We start from the raw sequence: 24,663 nt of genomic DNA on the forward strand, positions 1-24,663 counted from the left end.
AGCGGGGTCACCTAGCGTCGCAAAAAATGCGGACGAATACAAACCTTAGAGCATTTCCTCGTTTCTGTAAGAAACGGAAATGCTCTAAGTTCGGGCCGCCATTTCGCACGGCTGCAGCCATACCCGCAACTGTGCTTGGGTGCCCTTCGACCTCGGCCTGTGGCGTTCGTATCCTATCCGCGCAGTTCACGCCTCAGGATCTTGCCGACATTGGTCTTCGGCAGTTCCGTGCGGAACTCGATGTATTTCGGCCGCTTGTAGCCGGTGAGGTTCTGCTTGCAATATGCCAGCAGCGCCTCGGCGGTGAGGTCCGGATCCTTCTTGACGACGAACAGCTTGGGGATCTCGCCGGATTTTTCGTCCGGTACGCCGATCGCAGCCACCTCCAGCACGCCGGGATGCTGGGCAACAACTTCCTCGAGTTCGTTGGGGTAGACGTTGAAGCCGGAGACCAGGATCATGTCCTTCTTGCGGTCGACGATCTTGGTGTAGCCCTTGTCGTCCATGAAGCCCATGTCGCCGGATTTGAAGTAGCCGTCATCCGTCATCACCTTGGCGGTCTCGTCGGGCCGGTTCCAGTAGCCGGCCATGACCTGCGGGCCCCTGATGCAGATCTCGCCGACTTCGCCGAGCGGTACCGGATTGCCGTCCTCGTCGCGAATGGAGATTTCGGTCGACGGGATCGGCAGGCCGATGGTGCCGGTGAATTCATCGGCGTCGAAGCGGTTCGCGGTCGCAACTGGCGACGTCTCCGAAAGACCGTAGCCTTCCGAGATGTTGACGCCGGTGAGCTTCTTCCAGCGTTCGGCCACCGGCCGCTGCGCCGCCATGCCGCCGGCAAAGACCAGAAGCAATGGCTTGAAGTCGAGCTTGCGGAAATCCTCGTTGTTGAGCAGCGCATTGAACAGCGTGTTCAACCCGGGGAAGACATTGACCGGATATTTCTGCAGTTCCTTCACGAAGCCCGGAATATCGCGCGGGTTCGGGATCAGGATGTTCTGCGCACCCTGCTGCATGCCCATCAGCGCGTTCACCGTCAGCGCGTAGATATGATAGAGTGGCAGCGCACATACGAAGACCATGCGGTCCGGGCGTGGGCGCTTGACGAAGGCCGTTTCCTGCCACAGGCGGTTCTGCTCGACATTGGCCAGCACATTGCTGTGCAGCAAGGTAGCGCCCTTCGAAATGCCGGTGGTGCCGCCGGTGTATTGCAGGAAGGCGACATCGTTGCGGGTGACCGCTACCGGCTTGAAGGCCTTGCCTGCCCCTTCCCGGAGAGCGGCTGGGAATTTGACGTGGCCCGGCAGAGACCAGGCCGGAACCAGCTTCTTGACCTTGCGCACGACCAGGTTGACGATCATGCCCTTGAGGCCGCCCAGCATGTCACCCATGGAAGCGACGATGACATGCTTGATCGGCGTGCGGGCGACAACCGCCTGCAGCGTGGTGGCGAAATTCTCCAGGATGACGATCGCTTCGGCCCCGGAATCCTTGAGCTGGTGTTCGAGTTCGCGCGGTGTGTAGAGCGGGTTGACGTTGACCACGGTGTAGCCAGCCCTGAGCACAGCCATCATCGCGACCGGATATTGCAGCACATTCGGCATCATGATGGCGACGCGCGCCCCCTTGGCCAGCCCCCTCGATTGCAGATAGGCGGCGAAGGCCGTCGAATGCCGCTCCAGCTCGCCATAGCTCATGGTTTTGTCCATGCAGGTGTAGGCCGGGTGCGATGCATATTGCTTGCAGGCCGTGACCAGCAGGTCGCCGATGGATTCCGCCGGCAGGCCGGCGATTTCGGCAGGAACAACGCTCGCATAGCTTGCCAGCCAAGCTTTCGCCGGTTGGCCAGCGGCGAGGGAGGCGATCGCCTTGGGAAGGTCCTTGGTCGCGGGCCGGGCTGCCGGCGCTACTGATGCCTTGGCCGCGCTGTTTGCCTTGGCCGGGGCCTTTGCCGTGACCGCAGGCTTTGTCGCAGCGGGCTTCACTGGTGCCGCCGGCTTGGCTTTTGCCACATCTGTCTTCGCGGCCGGAGCAGCAGCGGTCTTGGCCGGTGCCACTTTGGCCGTGACTGTCTTGGCGGGAGCCTTCGCGGCAGCGGCCGCTGGTTTGGCGGCGGCCTTCGCTTTGGCCGGAGCTTTTGCCGTGGCCGCAGGCTTCGCCGCCGCCGGCTTCACAGGCGCTACCGGCTTGGCTTTCGCCACATCTGTCTTCGCGGCCGGAGCAGCAGCGGTCTTGGCCGGTGCCGCTTTGGCCGTGACTGTCTTGGCCGGAGCTTTCGCGGCAGCGGCCGCTGGTTTGGCGGCGGCCTTCGCTTTGGCCGGAGCTTTTGCCGTGGCCGCAGGCTTCGCTGCCACCGGCTTCACAGGCGCTACCGGCTTGGCTTTCGCCACATCTGTCTTCGCGGTTTTCGTGGCCGGAGCAGCGGCTGCCTTGGCCGGGGCCTTCGCCGTAACGGCCGGTTTGGCGGCGTCCGTCTTGGCAGGGGCAGCGGGTTTGGCGACCGTTTTCGCCGCGGCTGGAGCCTTTATCACTCTGGGGGCCACTGCTTTTGCGGCAGGCTTGCTCGCCGCCGGCGCTGCCTTCACGGCTGCCGACTTGGCTTTTTCCGGAGCGGGTTTCACTGCCTTGACCTGGGCTGGCTTTGCCGCCGCAGGCTTTGACGCGGTTGTCGTCACCGCCTTTGCCTTTTCCGGCGCCTTCGCTTCGGCGGGTGCCTTCGCCTTGGCCGCGGACTTGACCGAACCTGCTGTCTTCGTTGCCTTCGCCACCTGTTCCTCCCTCGACGATATGGGTCGGCTCGACCCCTCTTGGGCGGGGGCTGCTGCGCCGTGCGACTGGCGCTGTTCGCGCCGAAAACCCTGCTGCCGACTATGTATTGCGACTATTCGTCTGCGTGCAAGTCTTGCCCCAACGGCAGCTTGCCGGGAATTTGCAACAGGTCGTCAACAAGACACTGGGCGCGTCCTTTCTTGTCGCAAATAGCCGTAGGAGTTTTTTGCACTTCAACGAAAGATACGAGCTTTCATATTCCCGTGATGGAGCATTGAAGCAACAATCTTATCAATCTCTTGGCTCTTTTGGAATATTATTCCCATAACAGTATAGGGGACAGACAGGGAGTTCCAATGCCGCAAAAACGGTGCTTATATGCGCCCTTCGCGAGCCTATAGAGGGGCTTGGAAGAACACCAGGGAGTGCTCAATGAAAACGAAACTGACTTTTGCGGCCGCGTTGCTGGCCGCAACCGTCATGGGTGGGGTGGCGAACGCCAAGCAGCTGGTTTACTGCTCGGAAGCTTCGCCAGCAGGTTTCGATCCGTCGCCGTGGAGCGGCGGCAACGACTTCGACGCGTCGTCGCGTACCATCTATTCCCGCCTGGTCGAATTCGACCACGGCAAGACCACCATCTCTCCCGGCCTGGCCGAGAGCTGGACCGTGTCCGACGACGGCAAGGAATACACCTTCAAGCTGCGCAAGGGCGTGAAGTTCCAGACGACCGACTGGTTCACCCCGACCCGTGAGCTCAATGCAGAGGACGTCAAGTTCTCCTTCGAGCGCCAGTGGAAGAAGGAAAGCCCGTGGTACAGCTACCTGGCCGGCACCGGCTGGGAATACTTCGCAGGCATGGGCTTCCCGGACCTGCTCAAGGAAATCGTCGTCGTCGACGACCTCACGGTCAAGTTTGTGCTGAACAAGCCGGAAGTGGCCTTCCTGCCCGACCTCGGCATGGACTTCGCTTCGATCGTGTCGAAGGAATATGCAGACCAGCTCGAGAAGGCGAACACGCTGCCGCAGTTCTCGCAGAAGCCGGTCGGCACCGGTCCTTACCAGTTCGTCGACTACCAGGTTGACGCCGTCATCCGCTATCAGGCCTGGGACGGCTATTTCGGCGGCCGCCAGAAGATCGACGACCTGATCTTCGCGATCACGCCGGATGCTGCCGTGCGCGCGCAGAAGCTGAAGGCCGGCGAATGCGATATCATGTCCTATCCGGCTCCGGCGGACATCGCCGGCCTGAAGGCTGATGCCAACCTCAACGTCGCCGAGCAGGAAGGCCTGAACGTCGGCTACATGGCCTACAACACGACCGTCGCTCCGTTCGACAAGGTCGAGGTCCGCAAGGCCCTCAACATGGCCGTCAACAAGCAGGCGATCATCGACGCGGTCTATCAGGGCGCCGGCCAGGTTGCCGTCAACCCGATCCCGCCGACGATGTGGTCCTACAACAAGAACATCAAGGACGATGCTTACGATCCTGAAGCGGCCAAGAAGATGCTGGCCGATGCAGGCGTCAAGGACCTGTCCATGAAGATCTGGGCCATGCCGGTGTCGCGTCCGTACAATCCGGGTGCGCAGCGCGTCGCCGAGATGATCCAGGCCGACTACGCCAAGGTCGGCGTCAAGGCCGAGATCGTCTCCTACGAGTGGACCGAATATCGCGAACGCGGCAAGGCCAAGGATCGTGACGGCGCCTTCCAGCTCGGCTGGACCGGCGACAACGGCGACCCGGACAACTTCCTGTTCTTGCTCGGCTGCTCGGCCATCGGCCAGTCCAACTACGCGATCTGGTGCAACAAGGAGTTCGAGGACCTGCTCCAGGCGGGCAAGGCCACCACGGACACCGCCAAGCGCACCGAGATCTACGAGAAGGCCCAGGAAGTGTTCAAGCGTGAGGCCCCATGGCTGACGATCGCTCACTCCAAGGTGTTCATGCCGATGAACAAGAAAGTCGTCGGTTACGCCATGGATCCGCTCGGTATTCACCGTTTCGACGGTGTTGACGTCACCGAATAAGGCTTTCAACGCGAAATAGGGAACGGCGGCGCTGGACTTTCAGCGCCGCCGTTTTATTAAGGTCCATGTTCCGCTATCTACTCCACAAGCTGGCACTGATTGTGCCAACCATCTTCGGCATCTCGCTGGCAGCCTTCGCGTTTGTGCGCCTGCTGCCGGGAGACCCGATCCTCGCTATGGCTGGCGAGCGCGGCGTGAGCCCCGAACGCTATGCCGAACTGATCGAACGGTTCGGTTTCAACCGGCCTTACATCGTCCAGTATTATGACTACATCATCCGCGTTCTAGGCGGTGATTTCGGCATCTCGCTTTCCACCAAGCGGCCGGTTTTCGGCGAATTCATGACGTTGTTCCCTGCGACGCTCGAGCTCGCTCTCGTCGCCATGATCATCGCCATCCTGATCGGCATTCCCGCCGGCATCTTTGCCGCCGTCAAACGCGGCTCCTGGTTCGACCAGGCCACCATGGGCGTGGCGCTGACCGGCTACTCGATGCCGATCTTCTGGTGGGGCCTGCTGCTCATCATCTTCTTCTCCGGCTATCTCGGCTGGACGCCTGTCTCAGGCCGTATCGGCCTGCAGTTCTTCTTCAAACCCGTCACCGGCTTCATGCTGATCGACAGTCTGCTCTCCGGCCGGCCCGGTGCCTTCTGGTCCGCTTTCAGCCATCTGATCCTGCCTTCGATCGTGCTCGCCACAATTCCGCTCGCCGTCATCGCGCGGCAGACGCGCTCGGCGATGCTCGAGGTGCTGGGCGAGGACTATGTGCGCACCGCCCGCGCCAAGGGCCTGTCACCGCGTCGCGTCATTGGCCTTCACGCCTTCCGCAATGCGCTCATCCCAGTCATCACCACGATCGGCCTGCAGGTCGGTACGCTGATGGCAGGCGCCATCCTGACCGAGACGATCTTCTCCTGGCCTGGCATCGGCAAGTGGATGATCGACGCCATCGGCAAGCGCGACTATGCCGTCGTGCAAAGCGGGCTGCTCATCATCGCCCTCATCGTCATGGCCGTGAATCTCGTCGTCGACGTGCTCTATGCCGTCATCAACCCACGTATCCGGGTGCAGTGACATGACCGATCAAACAGCAGGCGAGACCACCGCCGCCACGGTGCCATCCGGCCCCAAGCAGCGCGCATTCGCCGAATTCTGGCACTATTATTCCATGAACACCGGCGCCGTCATCGGCCTGGTGGTGTTTACCCTCCTCGTGCTGGTGGCGGTCTTCGCGCCACTGGTGGCGCCGCACCTTCCGGATGAACAATACCGCGATGCCTTGCTCACTCCGCCGGCCTGGCAGGAAGGCGGCAAGTCGATGTTCATCCTTGGCACCGATGCCGTCGGTCGCGACATCCTCTCGCGCCTGATCTTCGGCGCGCGCTACTCGCTGTTCATCGGCCTCATCGTCGTCGTCTTCGCGCTGTCTTCGGGCATCGTGCTGGGCGTCCTGGCCGGTTACTTCCGCGGCTGGGTCGACACGCTGATCATGCGCGTCATGGACATCATCCTCGCCTTCCCGTCGCTGCTGCTGGCGCTTGTGCTGGTGGCCATCCTCGGGCCCGGCCTGTTCAACGCGATGCTGGCCATCGCGCTGGTGCTGCAGCCGCACTTCGCACGCCTGACCCGCGCCGCGGTGATGGCCGAGAAGAACCGCGAATATGTCGTCTCGGCCAAGGTCGCCGGCGCCAGCCATTGGAGAATGATGGTGGTGACGATCCTGCCGAACTGCGTGGCGCCGCTGATCGTCCAGGCGACGATGTCCTTCTCCAACGCCATCCTCGAAGCGGCCGCACTCGGCTTCCTCGGCATGGGCGCGCAACCGCCGACGCCGGAATGGGGCACGATGCTCGCCTCGGCGCGCGAATTCATCCTGCGTGCGCCATGGGTCGTCACCTTCCCCGGCCTCGCCATCCTGATCACCGTGCTCGCCATCAACCTGATCGGCGACGGTCTGCGCGATGCGCTCGACCCCAAGCTGAAGAGGTCGTGACATGGCGTTGCTAGAGATCAAGAACCTGACGGTTTCGTTCGATACGTCGAGCGGGCCGTTCATGGCGGTGAAAGGCATCGACCTGTCGATCGAACCGCGCGAAGTGCTGGCGATCGTCGGTGAATCGGGCTCCGGCAAATCGGTGTCTATGCTGGCGGTGATGGGCCTGCTGCCACCCTCAGCGACGGTGAAAGCCGATCGCATGAGCTTCAACGGCATCGACCTGCTGGCGCTCGACGCGGCGGAACGGCGCAAGATCATCGGCAAGGACATCTCGATGATCTTCCAGGAGCCGATCGCCAGTCTCAATCCGTGTTTCACGGCGGGCTACCAGATCGAGGAAGTGCTGCGCGTGCATATGGGCATGGACAAGGCCCAGCGTCGCGCCCGCGCCATCGAGCTGTTCAAGCTTGTCGGCATTCCCGAACCGGAGGAGCGGCTCAATTCCTTCCCGCACCAGATGTCGGGCGGCCAGTGCCAGCGCGTCATGATCGCCATGGCGATCGCCTGCAACCCGAAGCTTTTGATCGCCGACGAGCCGACCACCGCGCTCGACGTGACGATCCAGAAGCAGATCCTCGATCTCCTGATGAAACTGCAGGCCGAACACGGCATGGGCCTCATCATGATCACCCACAATATGGGCGTGGTCGCCGAAACGGCCGATCGCGTCGTCGTGCAGTACAAGGGCACGAAGATGGAAGAGGCAGACGTACTGTCGCTGTTCGAGAACCCGAAGAGCAACTACACGCGCGCGTTGCTGGCGGCCCTGCCGGACAACGCCACCGGCGACCGGCTGCCGACCGTCTCCGACATGCTGTTCGAGCCCGCCGTTTCGGGAGCCGCGTCATGACCATCGTCGTCGAAGGTAAAAACATCAAGCGCGACTATCATGTCGGCGGCGGCATGTTCCGGCCGGCGCGCACGGTGCATGCGGTGAAAGGTGTCTCGTTCTCGGTCGAGAAGGGCAAGACGCTGGCCATCGTCGGTGAATCCGGCTGCGGCAAGTCCACTTTGGCCCGCATCATCACCCTGATCGACGCGGCGAGCGCCGGCGAGCTGTTCATCGACGGCAAGAAGGTCGACATCGCCAAGGACGGCCTGTCGAAGGAGATGCGCCGCAAGGTGCAGATCGTGTTCCAGAATCCCTACGGTTCGCTCAACCCGCGCCAGAAGATCGGCGACATCCTGGGTGAGCCGCTGGTGATCAACACCGATGTCCCGGCCTCGGAGCGGCGCGACCGCGCCATGGCGATGCTGAAGAAGGTTGGCCTGGGACCCGAGCACTACAACCGCTATCCGCACATGTTCTCGGGCGGCCAGCGCCAGCGCATCGCCATTGCGCGCGCGCTGATGCTGAACCCGAGCCTGCTGGTGCTCGACGAGCCGGTATCGGCACTCGACCTTTCGGTGCAGGCACAGGTGCTCAACCTGCTTGCCGACCTGCAGGACGAGTTCCAGCTGACCTACGTCTTCATCAGCCACGACCTGTCGGTGGTGCGCTACATCGCCGACGACGTCATGGTGATGTATTTCGGCGAAGCGGTCGAATACGGTCCGCGCGACGAAGTCTTTGCCAACCCACAGCACAGCTACACCAAGACGCTGTTTGCAGCGACGCCGCGTGCCGACGTCGACAGCATCAAGGCGAGGCTTGCCCGCAAGAAGGCGGCCTAGAGCGTGATCCCGAAAAGTGGGAACCGGTTTCCGGAAAAGATCGCGCTCCAACAAACCGCGAAACCAGGATGACGTTTCAACCAAACGTCATCCTGGTCTAAAGCCGCCTTCCATGTCTTCCTTTCAGGCCATTGAAAAGCGCGGTCCGTGCCAGCAGGCGTTTGCCTGATGAACGCGGCGCGCTTGCCCGATCTGCCTGTAACCGCTGTTCTGCCAGCGCTGAACGGTGCTCTCGAAACCGGCAGCAGCGCGGTGCTGGTGGCGCCGCCGGGAGCGGGCAAGACGACGCTGGTGCCGCTCGCCCTGCTCGACGCCTCCTGGCTCAGACCCGGCAAGATCGTGCTTCTGGAACCGCGCCGGCTTGCCGCCCGCGCGGCAGCCAGGCGCATGGCCGCCCTGCTCGGCGAAGAGCCGGGCGGCACGGTTGGCTATGCAATGCGCATGGAGAACCGTACTTCGGCCAGGACCCGCATCCTTGTCGTTACCGAAGGCGTTCTGGCGCGCATGATCCTCGATGATCCGGAGCTGCCGGGCGTGTCGGCGGTGATCTTCGACGAATTCCACGAACGCTCGCTGGATGGCGATTTCGGGCTGGCGCTGGCCCTCGATGTGCAAGGTGCGCTGCGGCCCGACCTGCGCCTCGTGGTGATGTCGGCCACCCTCGACGGTGCGCGCGTGGCGAAATTGTTGTCGGGTGCGCCGGTCATCGAAAGCGAAGGGCGCAGCTTCCCGGTCGAGATTCGCTACGATGAGCGCCCCGCCGGCATGGCGGTGGAAGAAGCGACGGCCAAGGCAATAAGAACCGCGCTTGCCTACGAAACCGGCAGCGTGCTCGCCTTCCTGCCTGGACAGCGCGAGATCGAACGCACCGCCGCGCAGCTCGAAGGCCGTGTCGGCAGCGATACGGACGTGGTGCCGCTTTATGGCCAACTCGACGGCAACGCGCAGGATGCAGCCATTCGCCCGGCAGCCGAAGGCCGGCGCAAGGTGGTGCTGGCGACCGCGATCGCGGAGACTTCCATCACCATCGACGGCGTGCGCGTCGTCATCGATTCCGGCCTGTCGCGGCTGCCGAGGTATGAACCGGCGAGCGGCCTGACGCGCCTCGAGACGGTGCGTGCCTCGCGCGCGTCCGCCGAGCAGCGGGCCGGCCGCGCCGGGCGCACGCAGCCGGGCGTCGCCGTCCGACTCTGGCGCGCCGAACAGACCGCGGCGCTGCCGGCTTTCACCCCGCCCGAAATCCTCGAAGCGGACCTCTCCGGGCTGATGCTGGACTGCGCCGCTTTCGGTGTCGCCGATCCGGCCAGCCTGTCCTTCCTCGACACGCCACCGGCGCCGGCCCTGGCCGAAGCCCGTGCCCTGCTGAAAGCGCTTCACGCGATCGACGACGCGGGCCGACTGACCGAAGCCGGTTCGGCGATGCGCAAGCTGGCGTTGCCGGTGCGGCTTGCCCATATGGTTGCGGAAGCAGCCAATCACGGCCGCGCGGCGGATGCCGCACGGCTTGCGGTTCTGCTCACCGAACGTGGGCTCGGCGGCGACAGCGCCGATCTGGAGCGGCGGCTTATGCGCTTTGCTTCGGACCGGTCGCCCCGCGCCAACGCGGCACGGCAACTGGCCGAGAGGCTGGCGCGCGCCGTCTCTTCCACGACCGCGGAAACCGGCACCGCCGGGGCGCTGCTTCTCGACGCCTGGCCCGACCGTGTCGCCAAGGCCCGCGGCGAGCGCGGCCGTTTCGTGCTTGCCAACGGTTCCGGCGCCATGGTGGATGCCGCCGATCCGCTCGCCGGGGAAACATTCCTTGTCGTCGCCGATCTGCAGGGCAAAGCGCAGAATGCCAGGATCACCGCAGCCGCGCCGGTCAGCGAGCCGGAAATCCGCGAAGCCCTGTCCGACCGCATCGAAACCCGCCGCGAGACCAGTTTCGATCGCGAGAGGCGCTCGGTGCGCGTGCGCGAGACGGTGCGCCTCGGCGCCATCACCCTGGCCGAGCGCATGCTGCCGGCGCCAAAGGGCATGGATGCCGATACCGCCGTCATTGAAGCGGTGCGCGAACATGGCCTCGACCTGGTGCCGTGGAGCAAGGAAGCGGAAAGCCTGCGCAATCGCCTCGGCTGGCTGCATCGCGGCCTTGGCGCGCCATGGCCGGAGATGAGCGACGAAGCGCTGATCGAACGCCTCGACGATTGGCTGGCGCCCTTCCTGACCGGCGAGGCTTCGCTCAACGCCATTTCCGGCGGGGCCTTGACGAATGGCCTTACCGCGCTGGTGCCGCACGACCTCCAGCGCAGGATCGATGCTCTCGCGCCGACCCATTTCGACGCGCCGTCCGGCATCCACGTGCCGATCCGCTATGATGGCGAAACACCGGTGCTGGCCATTCGCGTGCAGGAGCTGTTCGGCCTAGACCGCCATCCCTCGATCGCCAACGGCACGGTGCCGCTGACGCTCGAACTGTTGTCGCCGGCACATCGGCCGATCCAGATGACGCGCGACCTGCCCGGTTTCTGGCGCGGTTCCTGGGCCGACGTGCGCTCCGACATGCGTGGCCGCTATCCGAAACATGTCTGGCCCGAAAATCCGCTCGAGGCCGCCGCCACCAGCCGCGCCAAGCCGCGCGGCACCTGATTTCGCCATGACAAGCGGCGCATCAGAAAAGCGCCGCTGTCTGTTTGCTCTCGAAGGTTTCGTTTCTAACGGAAACACTCCAACCCTTGCTTTCCATGCAATTCCGGACGGAAACCGCTACGCACTTTTCCCGGAATTGCTCTAGAAGACCTGATGATCAAAATCCTGCGCTCTCCCGATTTCCAGCCACCGGACCGGTTGCGGCTCAACACGCTGATCTGGCTGCGCTGGCTGGCGATCGTCGGCCAGAGCATCACCGTCCTGGTCGTTGCCTATGTGCTGCACTTTCCGTTGCAGGTCAGCTTCTGTTTCACGCTGATCGCCTGCTCGGCCTGGATGAACCTGTTCCTGGCCTTCCGCTATCCCGCCGCGCACCGACTGGCACCGCCGGCCGCCTTCGGAATCCTGGTGTTCGACAGCCTGCAGCTTGCCGGCCTGCTCTACCTGACCGGCGGCCTGACCAACCCGTTCGCGCTGCTGCTCACAGTGCCAGTCGTCATCTCGGCAACGTCGCTGCCGCTGCGGCTCACCGCAATCCTCGGCGCCCTGGTGGTGGCCGCGGCGACGCTGCTGGTGTTCTTCCACGAGCCCTTGCCCTGGTATGAGAACATCACGCTGGTGATGCCTGTGCCTTATGTGGCGGGCGTGTGGGTGGCGGTGCTGTGCTCGATCGCCTTCACCGGCATCTATGCTTTCCGCGTCGCCAAGGAAGCGCGCCAGCTGGCCAACGCACTCGCCGCCACGGAACTGGTGCTGCAGCGAGAACAACACCTGTCGGCGCTCGACGGTCTGGCAGCGGCGGCGGCGCATGAACTCGGCACTCCGCTCGCCACCATCACGCTGGTGGTGCGCGAGATGGAAAAGACGCTGGGCAAGGACCCGAAGTACCGCGAGGACGTCTCCCTGCTGCGCACGCAGAGCGAGCGCTGCCGCGAGATCCTGAAGCGCCTGACCAATCTCTCCTCGGAGGGCGAGCCGCTGCTGGCACAGCTGTCGCTGACCGCGCTGGTCGAGGAAGTGGTGACGCCGCATCGCGACTTCGGCATCAAGATCGATCTGCAGCCAGGCGAATGCATCGGTGCGGAACCGATCAGCCGCCGCAATCCCGGCGTGCTCTACGGGCTGGGCAACCTAGTCGAGAACGCCGTCGACTTCGCCCGCTCCGCGATCACCGTGCGCTGGGGCTGGAACGACCAGCATGTCACGCTGTCGATCACCGACGATGGCCGCGGGTTTCCGCCGGAGATCATCGACCGCATCGGCGAACCCTATATGTCGACAAGACAAGGCACCGAGCGTGGCGGCGGCGGGCTGGGGCTCGGCCTGTTCATCGCCAAGACGCTGATCGAACGTTCGGGCGCGGACATCGAGTTCCAGAATTCCGGCGGCCCCGGTGAAGGCGCCGTCGTGCGCATCCGCTGGCCGCGCGAAGTGTTCGCCAATGCAAGGGCGATGCATCCCGCTGGTTTCGATGCGGCGGAATAGCGCAGAAAGACCTCGAAACCGGGCTGAAAACCGCTCAAAATTGGACAATTACGGCTTAGTCGCTATATCTGAGCCGAAAAAATAAGAAAGAAGGACAAGGACCATCATGAGCGGTGAAGATGCCCAGGGCAGCATGGTGACGGGCGACGATACCTCGCTGTTGATCGTCGAGGATGACAAGCCATTCCTCACCCGCCTGGCGCGCGCCATGGAAGGGCGCGGCTTCGTGGTCGACACCGCTGAAAGCGTCGAGGAAGCCCTGGTGAAGGCACGCGCCAATCCACCGGCCTATGCGGTCGTCGACATGCGGCTGGGCGACGGCAGCGGGCTGGACGTGGTTGCGGCGATCCGGGAAAAACGCGCCGATGCGCGCGCCATCATCCTCACCGGTTACGGCAACATCGCCACTGCGGTGACGGCGGTCAAACTCGGGGCTGTCGATTATCTTTCCAAGCCGGCCGATGCCGACGACATCTTCGCGGCGTTGACGCGCACCGGCGCCGAACGTGTCGTGCCGCCGGAGAATCCGATGTCGGCCGACCGCGTACGCTGGGAACACATCCAGCGCGTCTACGAGATGTGCGAACGCAACGTTTCGGAGACGGCACGGCGGTTGAACATGCACCGTCGGACGCTGCAGCGTATCCTGGCCAAGCGCGCACCGCGCTGATCCCCCAGAACAATCCCGATAAATCGCCATTATTGTCGCAGGCGGTGCGGCTTTGCTTGCCGCATCCCGCTGCCTTGGGCATCATCGGGCCCAGTTGCAATTCGATCCGGAGCGTTTCCGTTATCAAGGAGCAGACATGGTGAATGACAACCCGCGCCCAATCTCGGTTTTCCGTGAATTCCTGGATGGAGAGGCCGCGGGCGGCATTATCCTGATCGCAGCGGCGGCACTTGCGCTGATCGTTGCCAATTCACCGCTGGCGGAGACCTATTTCGCTGCGCTGCATGCCTATCTCGGCCCGCTCAGCGTGCTGCATTGGGTGAACGACGCGCTGATGGCGGTGTTCTTCCTGCTGGTCGGCCTGGAGATCAAACGCGAGATGCTGGATGGCCAGCTGTCGACCTGGCCGCGCCGGATGCTGCCCGGCATCGCGGCGGCGGGCGGCATGGCGGTGCCGGCACTGGTCTACATCGCGATCAACCGGGACAACGCTGCGGCTCTGTCCGGCTGGGCGATCCCGACCGCAACCGACATCGCTTTCGCGCTCGGCGTGCTCTCGCTGCTCGGCAATCGTGTGCCGGCCTCGCTTAAGGTCTTCCTGACCGCGCTCGCCATCATCGACGATCTCGGCGCCGTCATCATCATCGCTCTGTTCTACACAAGCGGGCTGTCGCTCGCCTATCTAGCAGCCGCGCTTGCCGTCATCGTCGTGCTGATCGTGCTCAACCGCATGGGCGTGCTGTCACTCGTCCCTTATCTCGTGCTCGGCGCGGTGCTGTGGGTGCTGGTGCTGAAATCCGGCGTGCATGCCACCCTGGCCGGCGTCGCGCTGGCGCTGACCATTCCGCTGCGGGCGACACCCGGCATCGCGCATGATCTCGAGCATTCGCCGCTGCACCGGCTGGAACATGCGCTGCACCGTTTCGTACCTTTGATCATCATTCCGATCTTCGGCTTCGCCAATGCCGGCGTTTCGCTGGCCGGCTTCACGCCGGCGACATTGGTCGAGCCGCTGACGCTCGGCGTTGCCGCCGGCCTCGTCGTCGGCAAGCTGGTCGGTGTGCTCGGCGCTTCGGCATTGGCGATCAAGCTCGGGCTGGCCGACCTGCCGGCGCGCGCCGGCTGGATGCAGATGACCGGCATCGCGCTCTTGTGCGGCATCGGTTTCACGATGAGCCTGTTCATCGGCCTGCTGGCCTTTGCCGACAACCCGGCGCTTCAGGACGCCGTCAAGGTCGGCATCCTCGCCGGCTCGCTGGTCGCCGCGCTGGCAGGTGCGGCTCTGCTTCTGGCAGCGCCCAGCGTCGCGGATAATGGCGAAGACGAATAGGCAAAAGAAAAAGCCGGCGCTTCATGTCGAAGACGCCGGCTTTTTGGGTTCTGGCGGATGGCCTTTGCAATCCTAAGCCGGAGCGGTCTCCAGAAGCACGGCGACCAGCATGCCGGCGGCCATCAAAGCGAGGACAATCTTCTTCATCACGTTCATTCTGGTCTCCTTGTGATGGCCCTTAGTTGGGGCCTGTTGCGGCATCCGTCCAGAGGCGCGGATGCCGCAGGAATCAAAGCCTGAGCGTACGCAGCCTGAGCGAATTGGCAATAACCGATACCGAGGACAGGCTCATTGCCGCTGCCGCCAGCATCGGCGACAGCAGCGCGCCGAACACCGGATAAAGCACGCCGGCAGCGACCGGAACGCCGGCGACGTTGTACAGGAAGGCGAAGAACAGGTTCTGGCGGATGTTGGCCAGCGTGCCTTTGGCAAGCCTGCGCGCCCGCACGATGCCGGTGAGGTCGCCCTTCACCAGCGTGATGCCGGCACTTTCCATCGCCACGTCGGCGCCGGTGCCCATGGCGATGCCGACATCCGCCGCAGCCAGCGCTGGCGCATCGTTGACGCCGTCGCCGGCCATGGCGACGATGCCGCCGCGGCTGCGCAGTTCCTCGATCAGCGCGCTCTTGTGCTCGGGCAGCATGTTGGCACGGACCTGATCGATGCCGAGCCGCTTGGCGATCGCCTTGGCTGTGCGCTCATTGTCGCCGGTCGCCATGACAACGGTGATGTTCTCGTCGTGCAGGGCACGGATCGCCTCGGCCGCGGTCGCCTTGATCGGATCGGCGACGGCGACGATGCCGGCCAGCTTGCCGTCGATCGCCACATACATCGCCGTCTTGCCCTCAGTCTGCAGCGCCGCTGCGCGCTCAGCAAGAGCCGCCGCATCGAGAGCGAGTTCCGTCATCATGGCGAGATTGCCGAGCGCCACCTTGCGGCCGGACACCGTGCCGGCAACGCCCTTGCCGGTGACGGCTTCGAAATCGGCGGCGGCCGCGATCTTCAGGCCACGCTCCTCGGCGCCGCCGACGATCGCCTCCGCGAGCGGATGTTCGGAGCCTTTCTCCAGCGCCGCCGCCAATCCCAGCAGCTCGTCCTCGGACACGCCGCCCGTGGCAATGGCATCGGTGAGTTTCGGCTTGCCTTCGGTGAGCGTACCGGTCTTGTCGACCACCAGCGTGTTGACCGAAGCGAAACGCTCAAGTGCCGCCGCATCCTTGATCAGCACGCCGGCCTGCGCACCGCGCCCGGTCGCGGTCATGATCGACATCGGCGTGGCGAGACCCAGCGCACAGGGACAGGCGATGATCAGCACCGACACCGCCGCGACGATGGCGAACACCAGGCTGGGCTTGGGTCCGAACACGGCCCAGGCAATGAAGGCGACGATAGCCACCAGCACCACGGCCGGGACGAAGTAGAACGACACACGATCGGCCAGGCTCTGGATCGGCGCGCGGCTGCGCTGCGCCTTGGCGACCAGTTCGACGATGCGGGCGAGCGTCGTCTCCGAACCGACCTTCTCGGCCAGCATGACCAGCGAGCCATTCTTGTTCAGCGTGCCACCGGTCAGTGCATCGCCTTCGATCTTCTCGACCGGAACCGGCTCGCCGGTGATCATCGATTCATCGACGGAGGAACGGCCTTCCAGCACGATCCCGTCCACCGGCACCGCTTCGCCCGGCCGCACGCGCAGCCGGTCGCCACCCTTGACCTGGTCGAGCGGCACATCGTTCTCCGAACCGTCCGCACCGATCAGTCGCGCCGTCTTCGGTGCAAGGTCGAGCAGCGCCCGGATCGCCGAACCGGTCTTTTCCCGCGCGCGCAACTCCAGCACCTGGCCGAGGAAAACCAGCGCGATGATGACGGCGGCGGCTTCGAAATAGACCGGCACCGCACCACCATGGCCGCGGAACTGATGCGGGAAGATGTCCGGGAACAGTGTGGCGACGACGCTGTAGACATAGGCGGCGCCAACGCCGAGCGAGATCAGCGTCCACATGTTCGGGCTGCGGTTGACGATGGAAGCCCAGCCACGTTCGAAGAAGGGCAGTGCCGCCCACAACACCACCGGCGTCGCCAGAACGAGCTCGACCCAGACAGCCGCCTGCTCGCCCAGCCAGTCACGCAGGAAGGGCAGGCCGACCATCGGCCCCATGGTGATGATGAGCAGCGGAAGGGAGAGCACCGCACTGACCCAAAAGCGGCGGGTGAAATCGACCAGCTCCGGATTGGGACCTTCGTCACCCGTCGGCATCATCGGCTCCAGCGCCATACCGCAAAGCGGGCAGGAGCCGGGCTTGTCGCCAATGATCTCGGGATGCATCGGGCAGGTGTATTGCGTACCCTTGGGTATCGGCGCGGGCGCCGGCCTGTCGCCGAGATAGGCCTTGGGGTCGGCCTCGAACTTCTTCTGGCAGCTTTCCGAGCAGAAATAGAGCTTCTCGCCTTCATGGCGCAGGAAATGCCTGGCGCTGGCACGGTCCACATCCATGCCGCAGACCGGATCCTTGGCCGTCAGGAACTCTTCGGGATGCGCTTCGAACTTGCCGCGGCAGCCCGCCGAGCAGAAGTGGAAGACACGTCCGCCGTGCTCGAGGGTCGGCTTGCCGGCATTCGGGTCGACCTCCATGCCGCAAACCGGGTCGCGCAGCACAGCGTCATTCGTCGGCTTGGTGCCCGAACAACACGACCCGTCCCTGGCATGCTGATGGTGACCGTGGTCGTGATGTGTCTTCGTCATGGCCGAATCCCTGATATTTTCCGCTTTTGGGAACAGATAAGGTTTCCAGTAACTGGAAGGTCAAGAGCCAATCTGATGGCGACCCGGGGCGGCGCGGCCCCATACCCATAGCCGTCAAAACAGGCTATAGACGCCGCCGGAAAGACGCTACCAAAGGGCTCATGGCGAAGATTCCCCTCAAGCTCGACGAGATCATCGACGGCAGACTGTTGCGCGAAGAACTGTCGGCGCTCACCGCCGAGACGAACGGCGACGGATCGGATGCCGCCGTACGCACGGCTGTCCTGAAGCTGCTCAAGGCCAGGATGGCGGAAGGCCGCGTGGCCGCCGAGCGCCTGCTGATGGACGATGGCGGCGGCACCGCCTGCGCGGCACGGCTTTCCCACCTCATGGACGAGATCATCGCCGCGCTCTACGACTTCGCCGTCGGCCATGTCTATCGCGCCAAGAACCCGTCCGCCGCGGAGCGCATGGCGATCGTTGCCGTCGGCGGCTACGGACGCGGCACGCTGGCGCCGGGCTCCGACATCGACCTGCTTTTCCTGCTGCCCTACAAGCAGACCCCCTGGGGCGAGCAGATCGTCGAATACATGCTCTACATGCTGTGGGACATGGGGTTGAAGGTCGGCCATGCCACCCGCAACATCGAGGAATGCCTCAGACTGTCGCGGTCTGACATGACGATCCGCACCGCGGTGCTCGAAGCTCGCTTCGTCTGGGGCGAGAAGCCGCTCTGCGACGAGCTGATCACGCGTTTCGACCGCGAAGTGGTGCGCAACACGGGCGCCGAGTATGCGCAGGCCAAGCTGGCCGAGCGCGACGAGCGGCACCGCAAGGGCGGCGAGAGCCGCTATCTTGTCGAGCCCAACATCAAGGACGGCAAAGGCGGCCTGCGCGACCTGCAGACGCTGTTCTGGATCGGCAAATATTTCTACCGCGAACGCACGGTCGAGGAACTCGTCGCCCAGGGCGTGTTCACCAGCGATGAGTTCGCGCAGTTCCAGAAAGCCGAGGACTTCCTGTGGGCGGTGCGCTGCCACATGCATTTCCTGACCGGCAAGGCCGAGGAGCGGCTGCATTTCGACATCCAGCGCGATATCGCCGACCGGCTCGGCTACAAGAGCCATCCCGGCCTTTCGGCGGTCGAACGCTTCATGAAGCACTACTTCCTGGTCGCCAAGGATGTCGGCGACCTCACCCGCATCTTCTGCGCGGCGCTGGAAGAAGAGCAGGCCAGCCATGTCTCCGGCTTCAACCGGTTGTTCCTGACCTTCTCGCGCCGCCGCCGCAAGCTCGCCGGCACGGCCGATTTCATCGTCGACAACGACCGCATCAACATCGCCGACAGCAAGGTGTTCGACCGCGATCCGGTCAACCTGCTGCGGCTGTTCTGGTTCGCCGACCGCCATGCGCTGGAATACCACCCGGATGCACTGAAGCTGGTGACGCGATCGCTCAAGCTGGTCGACCGCAACCTGCGCCGCGATCCCGAGGCGAACCGGCTGTTCCTCGACATCCTGACCTCGGACCGCCGGCCGGAGCTCAATCTGCGCCGCATGAACGAGGCCGGGCTGCTCGGCAAACTGATCCCCGATTTCGGCAAGATCGTCGCCATGATGCAGTTCAACATGTACCACCACTACACGGTGGACGAGCATCTGCTGCGCTGCATCGACGTGCTGTCCGAGATCGAGCGCGGCGACGGCGAGAAGATCCATCCGCTGTCGCACAAATTGATCGGCGAACTGAAAAGCCAGCGCGAGGCGCTCTATGTCGCCGTGCTGCTGCACGACATCGCCAAGGGACGACCTGAGGATCATTCCGAGGCCGGCGCGAAAATCGCCCGACGGCTTGGTCCGCATATGGGGCTTTCCGCAACCGACACCGAAACCGTTGCCTGGCTGGTGGAAAACCACCTGGTCATGTCGATGACCGCGCAGACGCGCGATCTCAACGACCGCAAGACGATCGAGGATTTCGCCAATGTCGTGCAGTCGGTCGAGCGGCTGAAGATGCTGCTCATCCTCACTGTCTGCGACATACGCGGCGTCGGTCCCGGCGTGTGGAACGGCTGGAAAGGCCAGCTCCTGCGCACGCTCTATTATGAAACGGAACTGCTTCTGACCGGTGGCTTCTCCGATCTCTCGCGCGCCGAACGCACGGCGGCGGCCCGCGAGCAACTTGAAGAAGCCCTGTCCGACTGGCCGCAGGACGAACGCAAGCGCCTGGTCGGCCTGCACTATGAGAATTACCTGCTCACCGTCGACCTCAAGGACCAGCTGCGCCATGCCGCTTTCGTGCGCGAAGCCGATGCCGCGGGCAAAAAGCTCGCCACCATGGTCAAGACACACGAGTTCGAGGCGGTGACCGAGGTGACCGTGCTGGCGCAGGACCATCCGCGCCTGCTCTCGGTCATTGCCGGAGCCTGCGCGGCCGCGGGCGGCAACATCGTAGACGCGCAGATCTTCACCACCGCCGACGGGCGCGCGCTGGACACGATCCTGATCAACCGGGAATTCGACCGCGACGAGGACGAACGCAGGCGCGGCGAACGTGTCGGCAAGTTGATCGAAGACGTGCTGTCCGGCCGCTCCTGGCTGCCCGAAATGATCGAGAAACGCACCAAGCCGAAACGTGGTGCCAAGACGTTCCGCATCCAGCCGCGTGCCGAAATCCGCAACACGCTGTCCAACCGCTTTTCGGTGATCGAGGTCGAAGGGCTGGACCGACCGGGTCTGCTCTCCGAGATCACCGGCACGCTGTCCGACCTGTCGCTCGATATCGCTTCGGCGCATATCACCACCTTCGGCGAGAAGGTGATCGACACCTTCTACGTCACCGACCTGACCAACCAGAAGATTGAAAGCCAGGGCCGGCTGAAGACCATCCGCGAGCGGCTGATCGCCACGCTGGAGGGAAACCATGGCGGCCGCACCAAAGCGAAAGCCGCGGCGGAGTAACGGTAGAACCCCAATGCCCCATTGTTTCTTCACCGGTGTCTGTCACAGGACCACTGCATGAGCCTCGTCAAGAAATTCGCCACGGTTGCCTCGGGCACGCTGATGAGCCGCATCCTCGGTTTCACGCGAGAGATGTTCATGGCGGCGGCGCTCGGCACCGGACCGATCGCGGATGCCTTCAACGCTGCGTTCCAGCTGCCCAACACCTTCCGCCGGCTGTTTGCCGAAGGCGCCTTCAACGCCGCCTTCGTGCCGCTGTTTTCCAAGGAAATCGAGGCAAACGGCATCGACGGCGCCAAGCGCTTTTCCGAAGAAGTCTTCGGGGTGCTGTTTTCGGTGCTGCTGGTGCTGACGATCGCCATGGAACTGGCGATGCCGCTGATCGTGCGCTACCTGGTGGCGCCGGGCTTTGCCGACATTCCGGGCAAGTTCGACGTGACGGTGCGGCTCGCCACCATCATGTTCCCCTATCTCATCTGCATGTCGCTCGGCGCGATGATGGCCGGCATGCTGAATTCGCTGCGCCGCTATTTCGCCGCCGCGGTGGCGCCGGTGTTCCTCAACATCATCCTCATCGCCGTGCTCGCCTATGCCTGGTACGAAGGCAAGGACGCACACTATGTCGGCTACGGACTGGCCTGGGGCGTGCTGGCGGCGGGTATCGTCCAGCTCGCCATCGTGTGGATTGCGGTCCGCAATGCCGGCATGCGCATCGGCTTTCGTCGCCCGCATATGACGCCCAACGTGAAACGGCTGCTGTGGCTGGCGCTGCCGGCGGCGATCACCGGCGGCATCACCCAGATCAACCAGCTGATCGGCACGGCGATCGCATCCGGCCAGAACAGCGCCGTCTCGTCGCTCGCCTATGCCGACCGTGTCTACCAACTGCCGCTCGGCGTGGTCGGCATCGCGGTGGCGATCGTGCTTCTGCCCGAGCTGTCGCGCGCGCTGAAATCCGGCAACATGGTCGAAGCCGCCAACCTGCAGAACCGCTCCGTCGAATTCACCCTGTTCATGACACTGCCGGCAGCGGTGGCATTGCTGGTGATGGCCGATCCGATCGTGCGGCTGCTTTACGAGCGTGGTGCGTTCGCTGCCAACAACTCGACGCCGACGGTGGCGGCCATTCTTGCCATCTTCGGCCTCGGCCTGCCGGCTTTTGTTTTGATCAAGGCTTTCACGCCAGGCTATTTCGCGCGCGAGGATACGCGCACGCCGATGATCTTCGCGGCCATCTCGGTGGTGGTGAACATCGCTATCGCGCTGACTTTGTTTCCATCGATGGGTGCGCCCGGCATTGCGGTCGCCTCCGCCGTCGCCGGCTGGCTCAACGCCGTCATGCTGCTTGCCGTGCTGATCCGGCGCGGTCACTGGGGCCGCGACATCCCGCTGCTCAAGCGAATTCCGCGGCTGGTTCTGGCGGCGGCACTGATGGGCGTCGCGCTCTATTTCGGCGAACGCTGGTTTGCTGTCGAGCTGTCATCGGCATCGCATCTGGCCACCAAGGCCATCACGTTGACGTCCCTGTGCGGGGCTGGCGCCGTGATCTATTTCGTGGTCGCCTTCGCCACAGGCGGCGCTGACCTCGGCATGATCCGCCGCAACATCAAGCGCGGCGGCGCAAGGACACCGTCGGCGTCCACCGACACGGAGTGAGACAGTCCAGGCCGATTTTTTAAGGTTTCCTGCATAAGAGGAGGGGGATCCGCCGAGGCAACACAGCCTCGCACAACTAGAGCAACTCCAGCAAAACTGCGCAGCGGTTTTGCGTCCGGAATTGTGCAAAAACGAGGAGATAGGGCATTGAAGGCGATTCTTTTTTCGCCGGAAATGCTCTGGAGCGCGGGCCCATGCAGGACACCAGGCTTCACTATATCGACTGGCTGCGCGTTTCGGCCTTTGGCCTGCTGATCCTCTATCACTCGTCGGCGGCGTTCCTCTATGACCTCGACTGGCTGTTCAACAGCCCGGAGAAAAGCCAGACGCTGTCGCTGGTCACGCTGTTTCCCCGCGCATGGCGGCTGGCCTTGCTGTTCTTTGTCTCCGGCATGGGCACCTGGTTCGCCTTCCGCTCGCAAACGACTTTCGATTTCCTGAAAAGCCGCTTCGTGCGGCTGTTCCTGCCGCTGATCTTTGCCATGTGCGTGATCATCGTGCCGCAGGTCTGGTACGAGCGCTTGCTTGATGGCCGCTTCGAGGGCTCGCTGATGGAGTTCTGGGTGCTGCGCTACTTCACCGAAGGCCGCTATCCGACCGGCAATTTTTCCTGGGCGCATATGTGGTTCGTGGCCTATCTGCTGGTGATGACGGCGATCTGCACGCCGATCTTCTGGCTGCTGACCCATTCTTCGGGTCGCGGGCTTGCGGACTGGTTCGAAAGGACGGCCCGCACACCTATCATCTATCTGTTCGTGCTGCTGCCGCTGGTGCTGCACCTGATCTTCCTGCCGTTCTTCCCGCGCGAAACCAATGTTCTCTACAATGACGGCGCCTGGTTCGCGGTCTGGGCAAGCTGGTTCGGCCTGGGTTTCCTCGTCGCCAAGCACCATCTGGCGGTGGTGCCGACCATCGTCGCAAAACGCTGGCTCAGCCTCGCGCTCGCCGCCGTCCTGACGGTCTGTCTCTGGCGTTATTCCTGGATCAGCAAGGCGGCAGGCATCGGCGGTGAAACCGGGGGCATGCAGATGGCGCTGTACAAGGCGCTGACCTTCTCGCTGGCCTGGACGGTGATCCTCGCCGCCATCGGTTTTGCGGCGCTTCACCTGAACCGCAAGAGTGCCGCGCTTTCCTGGCTGAACGCCAAGATATTTCCGCTCTACATCGTCCACCAGACCTTCGTGGTCATGGCACTGTATTACCTGCTGCCGCTCGATCTGTCGTTGTGGAGCAAATTGGGCCTGGTGATCGTCATCACCGCATTCTGGTCGCTGCTTGCCGCCACGCTTGCCGACCTGTGGCCCGCGCCCTATCGCATCCTGATCGGCCTGCCCGACCGCCGCAAGGCGGCTGCCAATCGCCGGGGAGTGGCCACGGCAGAAGGCTAGTCTTCGCCCATCCACGACCCTCTCGAACCGCGCACCTCTTGAACGCGAAGCCTGCTTCGTCCATAACGCGCCGTCCGAAATTTCGCCGCGCGCGAAACGGCCCTCCACAAGCCAAGGAAACCGCAATGACCGCCTTCAAACCGCTTATCTTTTCCGGCGTGCAGCCGACCGGCAACCTGCACCTCGGCAACTATCTCGGCGCGATCCGCAAGTTCGTCGCCCTGCAGGACACGATGGATTGCATCTACTGCGTCGTCGACCTGCATTCGCTGACGGCGCAGCTCGTGCACGAAGATCTCAAGGACCAGACCCGGCAGATCACCGCCGCGTTCCTGGCTGCCGGCATCGATCCCAACAGACACATCGTCTTCAACCAGAGCCGCGTGATGCAGCACGCCGAGCTTGCCTGGGTGTTCAACTGCGTGGCGCGCATCGGCTGGATGAACCGCATGACACAGTTCAAGGACAAGGCCGGCAAGGATCGCGAGAATGCTTCGCTCGGCCTGCTCGCCTATCCGAGCCTGATGGCTGCCGACATCCTGGTCTACCGCGCCACGCATGTGCCGGTGGGTGACGACCAGAAGCAGCACCTGGAACTGACCCGAGACATCGCCCAGAAGTTCAACAACGACTTCTCGCACCGCATCGCCGAGCTCGGCGTCGGGGTGGAGATCCAGATGGGCGATGAGACCGTGAATGGCTTCTTCCCGCTGACCGAACCGGTCATCGGCGGGCCGGCGGCACGCATCATGAGCCTGCGCGACGGTTCCAAGAAGATGTCGAAGTCCGATCCATCCGACCTGTCGCGTATCAACCTGACCGACGATGCCGACACGATCTCGAAGAAGATCAAGAAGGCCAAGACCGATCCCGAAGCGCTGCCTTCCGAAATTGCCGGCCTGACCGGCCGTCCGGAAGCCGAAAACCTGGTCGGCATCTATGCCGGCCTCGCAGACACCAGCAAAGAAGCCGTGCTGAAGGAGTATGGCGGCCAGCAGTTCTCGGTGTTCAAGCCAGCGCTCGCCGACCTGGCGGTCGAGAAAATGGCGCCGATCGCCGGCGAGATGCGTCGCCTCATGGCTGATCCGGGCCATATCGACGGTGTTTTGCGCAATGGCGGCGAACGCGCCGGCGTGCTGGCCGAGGCCAACATGAAGACGGTGCGTGACATCATCGGCCTGCTGCAGGGCTGAACCAGCCGCTGATCCTACCCTCAAGGGCGGCCGTTTCCCGGCCGCCCTTGTTTTTTCGAGCAACGCCACTTGCACGGCTCTTTAGCCTGACCGAATGGCGGGGCCGCTTGCAAGGAACCCCGTGCGAATGGCAGATTGCCGCCAAAG

At 63.7% G+C, this 24,663-nt stretch carries 15 protein-coding genes; 13 read left to right on the forward strand and 2 right to left on the reverse strand.

The genetic code is table 11. The features are described from left to right. Positions 1 to 173 precede the first annotated feature (173 nt). Positions 174 to 2,201, reverse strand: a complete 2,028-nt coding sequence (locus tag AC3WTO_RS22475) for a long-chain fatty acid--CoA ligase (protein WP_492463243.1) — start codon at positions 2,199 to 2,201, stop codon at positions 174 to 176. A 1,000-nt stretch (positions 2,202 to 3,201) separates the two neighbouring features. Here AC3WTO_RS22475 and AC3WTO_RS22480 point away from each other — a divergent pair. The 9 genes from AC3WTO_RS22480 (at position 3,202) to nhaA (ending at position 14,576) form a co-directional block, all read left to right on the forward strand. Next, positions 3,202 to 4,794 carry an ABC transporter substrate-binding protein gene (locus AC3WTO_RS22480; protein ID WP_492463139.1) on the forward strand — a complete coding sequence of 531 codons (1,593 nt, stop codon included), beginning with the start codon at positions 3,202 to 3,204 and terminating at the stop codon, positions 4,792 to 4,794. Between the two features lie 65 nt (positions 4,795 to 4,859). Further along, entirely contained in the window at positions 4,860 to 5,867 is a 1,008-nt protein-coding gene (locus AC3WTO_RS22485) for an ABC transporter permease subunit (RefSeq protein ID WP_492463140.1), read from the forward strand. A gap of 1 nt (position 5,868) precedes the next feature. Continuing rightward, the gene (locus tag AC3WTO_RS22490) at positions 5,869 to 6,786 is read left to right on the forward strand and encodes an ABC transporter permease subunit (RefSeq protein WP_492463141.1); all 918 of its coding nucleotides are present in this window, start codon (positions 5,869 to 5,871) and stop codon (positions 6,784 to 6,786) included. A gap of 1 nt (position 6,787) precedes the next feature. Beyond that, positions 6,788 to 7,639, forward strand: a complete 852-nt coding sequence (locus AC3WTO_RS22495; protein ID WP_492463142.1) for an ABC transporter ATP-binding protein — start codon at positions 6,788 to 6,790, stop codon at positions 7,637 to 7,639. Then, the gene (locus AC3WTO_RS22500; RefSeq protein WP_492463143.1) at positions 7,636 to 8,463 is read left to right on the forward strand and encodes a dipeptide ABC transporter ATP-binding protein; all 828 of its coding nucleotides are present in this window, start codon (positions 7,636 to 7,638) and stop codon (positions 8,461 to 8,463) included. Before AC3WTO_RS22495 ends, AC3WTO_RS22500 begins: the two co-directional genes overlap by 4 nt. Positions 8,464 to 8,631: 168 nt before the next feature. Further along, a complete protein-coding gene (gene hrpB / locus AC3WTO_RS22505; RefSeq protein ID WP_492463144.1) occupies positions 8,632 to 11,091 on the forward strand; it encodes an ATP-dependent helicase HrpB in 2,460 nt (819 codons plus the stop codon). 153 nt (positions 11,092 to 11,244) lie between these two features. After that, entirely contained in the window at positions 11,245 to 12,576 is a 1,332-nt protein-coding gene (locus AC3WTO_RS22510; protein ID WP_492463145.1) for an ActS/PrrB/RegB family redox-sensitive histidine kinase, read from the forward strand. Positions 12,577 to 12,682: 106 nt separating this feature from the next. Continuing rightward, positions 12,683 to 13,246, forward strand: a complete 564-nt coding sequence (locus AC3WTO_RS22515; RefSeq protein ID WP_492463146.1) for an ActR/PrrA/RegA family redox response regulator transcription factor — start codon at positions 12,683 to 12,685, stop codon at positions 13,244 to 13,246. Between the two features lie 136 nt (positions 13,247 to 13,382). Further along, positions 13,383 to 14,576 (forward strand): Na+/H+ antiporter NhaA, encoded by a 1,194-nt coding sequence (gene nhaA / locus AC3WTO_RS22520; protein ID WP_492463147.1) that lies wholly within the window; start codon positions 13,383 to 13,385, stop codon positions 14,574 to 14,576. 229 nt (positions 14,577 to 14,805) lie between these two features. Here nhaA and AC3WTO_RS22525 read toward each other — a convergent pair whose 3' ends face one another. After that, positions 14,806 to 17,319 carry a heavy metal translocating P-type ATPase gene (locus AC3WTO_RS22525; protein WP_492463148.1) on the reverse strand — a complete coding sequence of 838 codons (2,514 nt, stop codon included), beginning with the start codon at positions 17,317 to 17,319 and terminating at the stop codon, positions 14,806 to 14,808. A gap of 161 nt (positions 17,320 to 17,480) precedes the next feature. Here AC3WTO_RS22525 and AC3WTO_RS22530 point away from each other — a divergent pair, with 161 nt between their 5' ends. The 4 genes from AC3WTO_RS22530 to trpS all read left to right on the forward strand — a co-directional run bounded on the left by AC3WTO_RS22530 (position 17,481) and on the right by trpS (position 24,516). Continuing rightward, entirely contained in the window at positions 17,481 to 20,279 is a 2,799-nt protein-coding gene (locus tag AC3WTO_RS22530; protein ID WP_492463149.1) for a [protein-PII] uridylyltransferase, read from the forward strand. 57 nt (positions 20,280 to 20,336) lie between these two features. Beyond that, a complete protein-coding gene (gene murJ / locus AC3WTO_RS22535; protein WP_492463150.1) occupies positions 20,337 to 21,935 on the forward strand; it encodes a murein biosynthesis integral membrane protein MurJ in 1,599 nt (532 codons plus the stop codon). A 194-nt stretch (positions 21,936 to 22,129) separates the two neighbouring features. Beyond that, on the forward strand, positions 22,130 to 23,323 hold the full coding sequence (locus AC3WTO_RS22540) for an acyltransferase family protein (RefSeq protein WP_492463151.1): 1,194 nt from the start codon (positions 22,130 to 22,132) through the stop codon (positions 23,321 to 23,323). 125 nt (positions 23,324 to 23,448) lie between these two features. Further along, positions 23,449 to 24,516 (forward strand): tryptophan--tRNA ligase, encoded by a 1,068-nt coding sequence (gene trpS / locus AC3WTO_RS22545; protein ID WP_492463152.1) that lies wholly within the window; start codon positions 23,449 to 23,451, stop codon positions 24,514 to 24,516. The last annotated feature ends 147 nt before the right edge of the window (positions 24,517 to 24,663 follow it).

This window comes from Mesorhizobium sp. EU05-FHT14A09 (genome assembly GCF_058790995.1).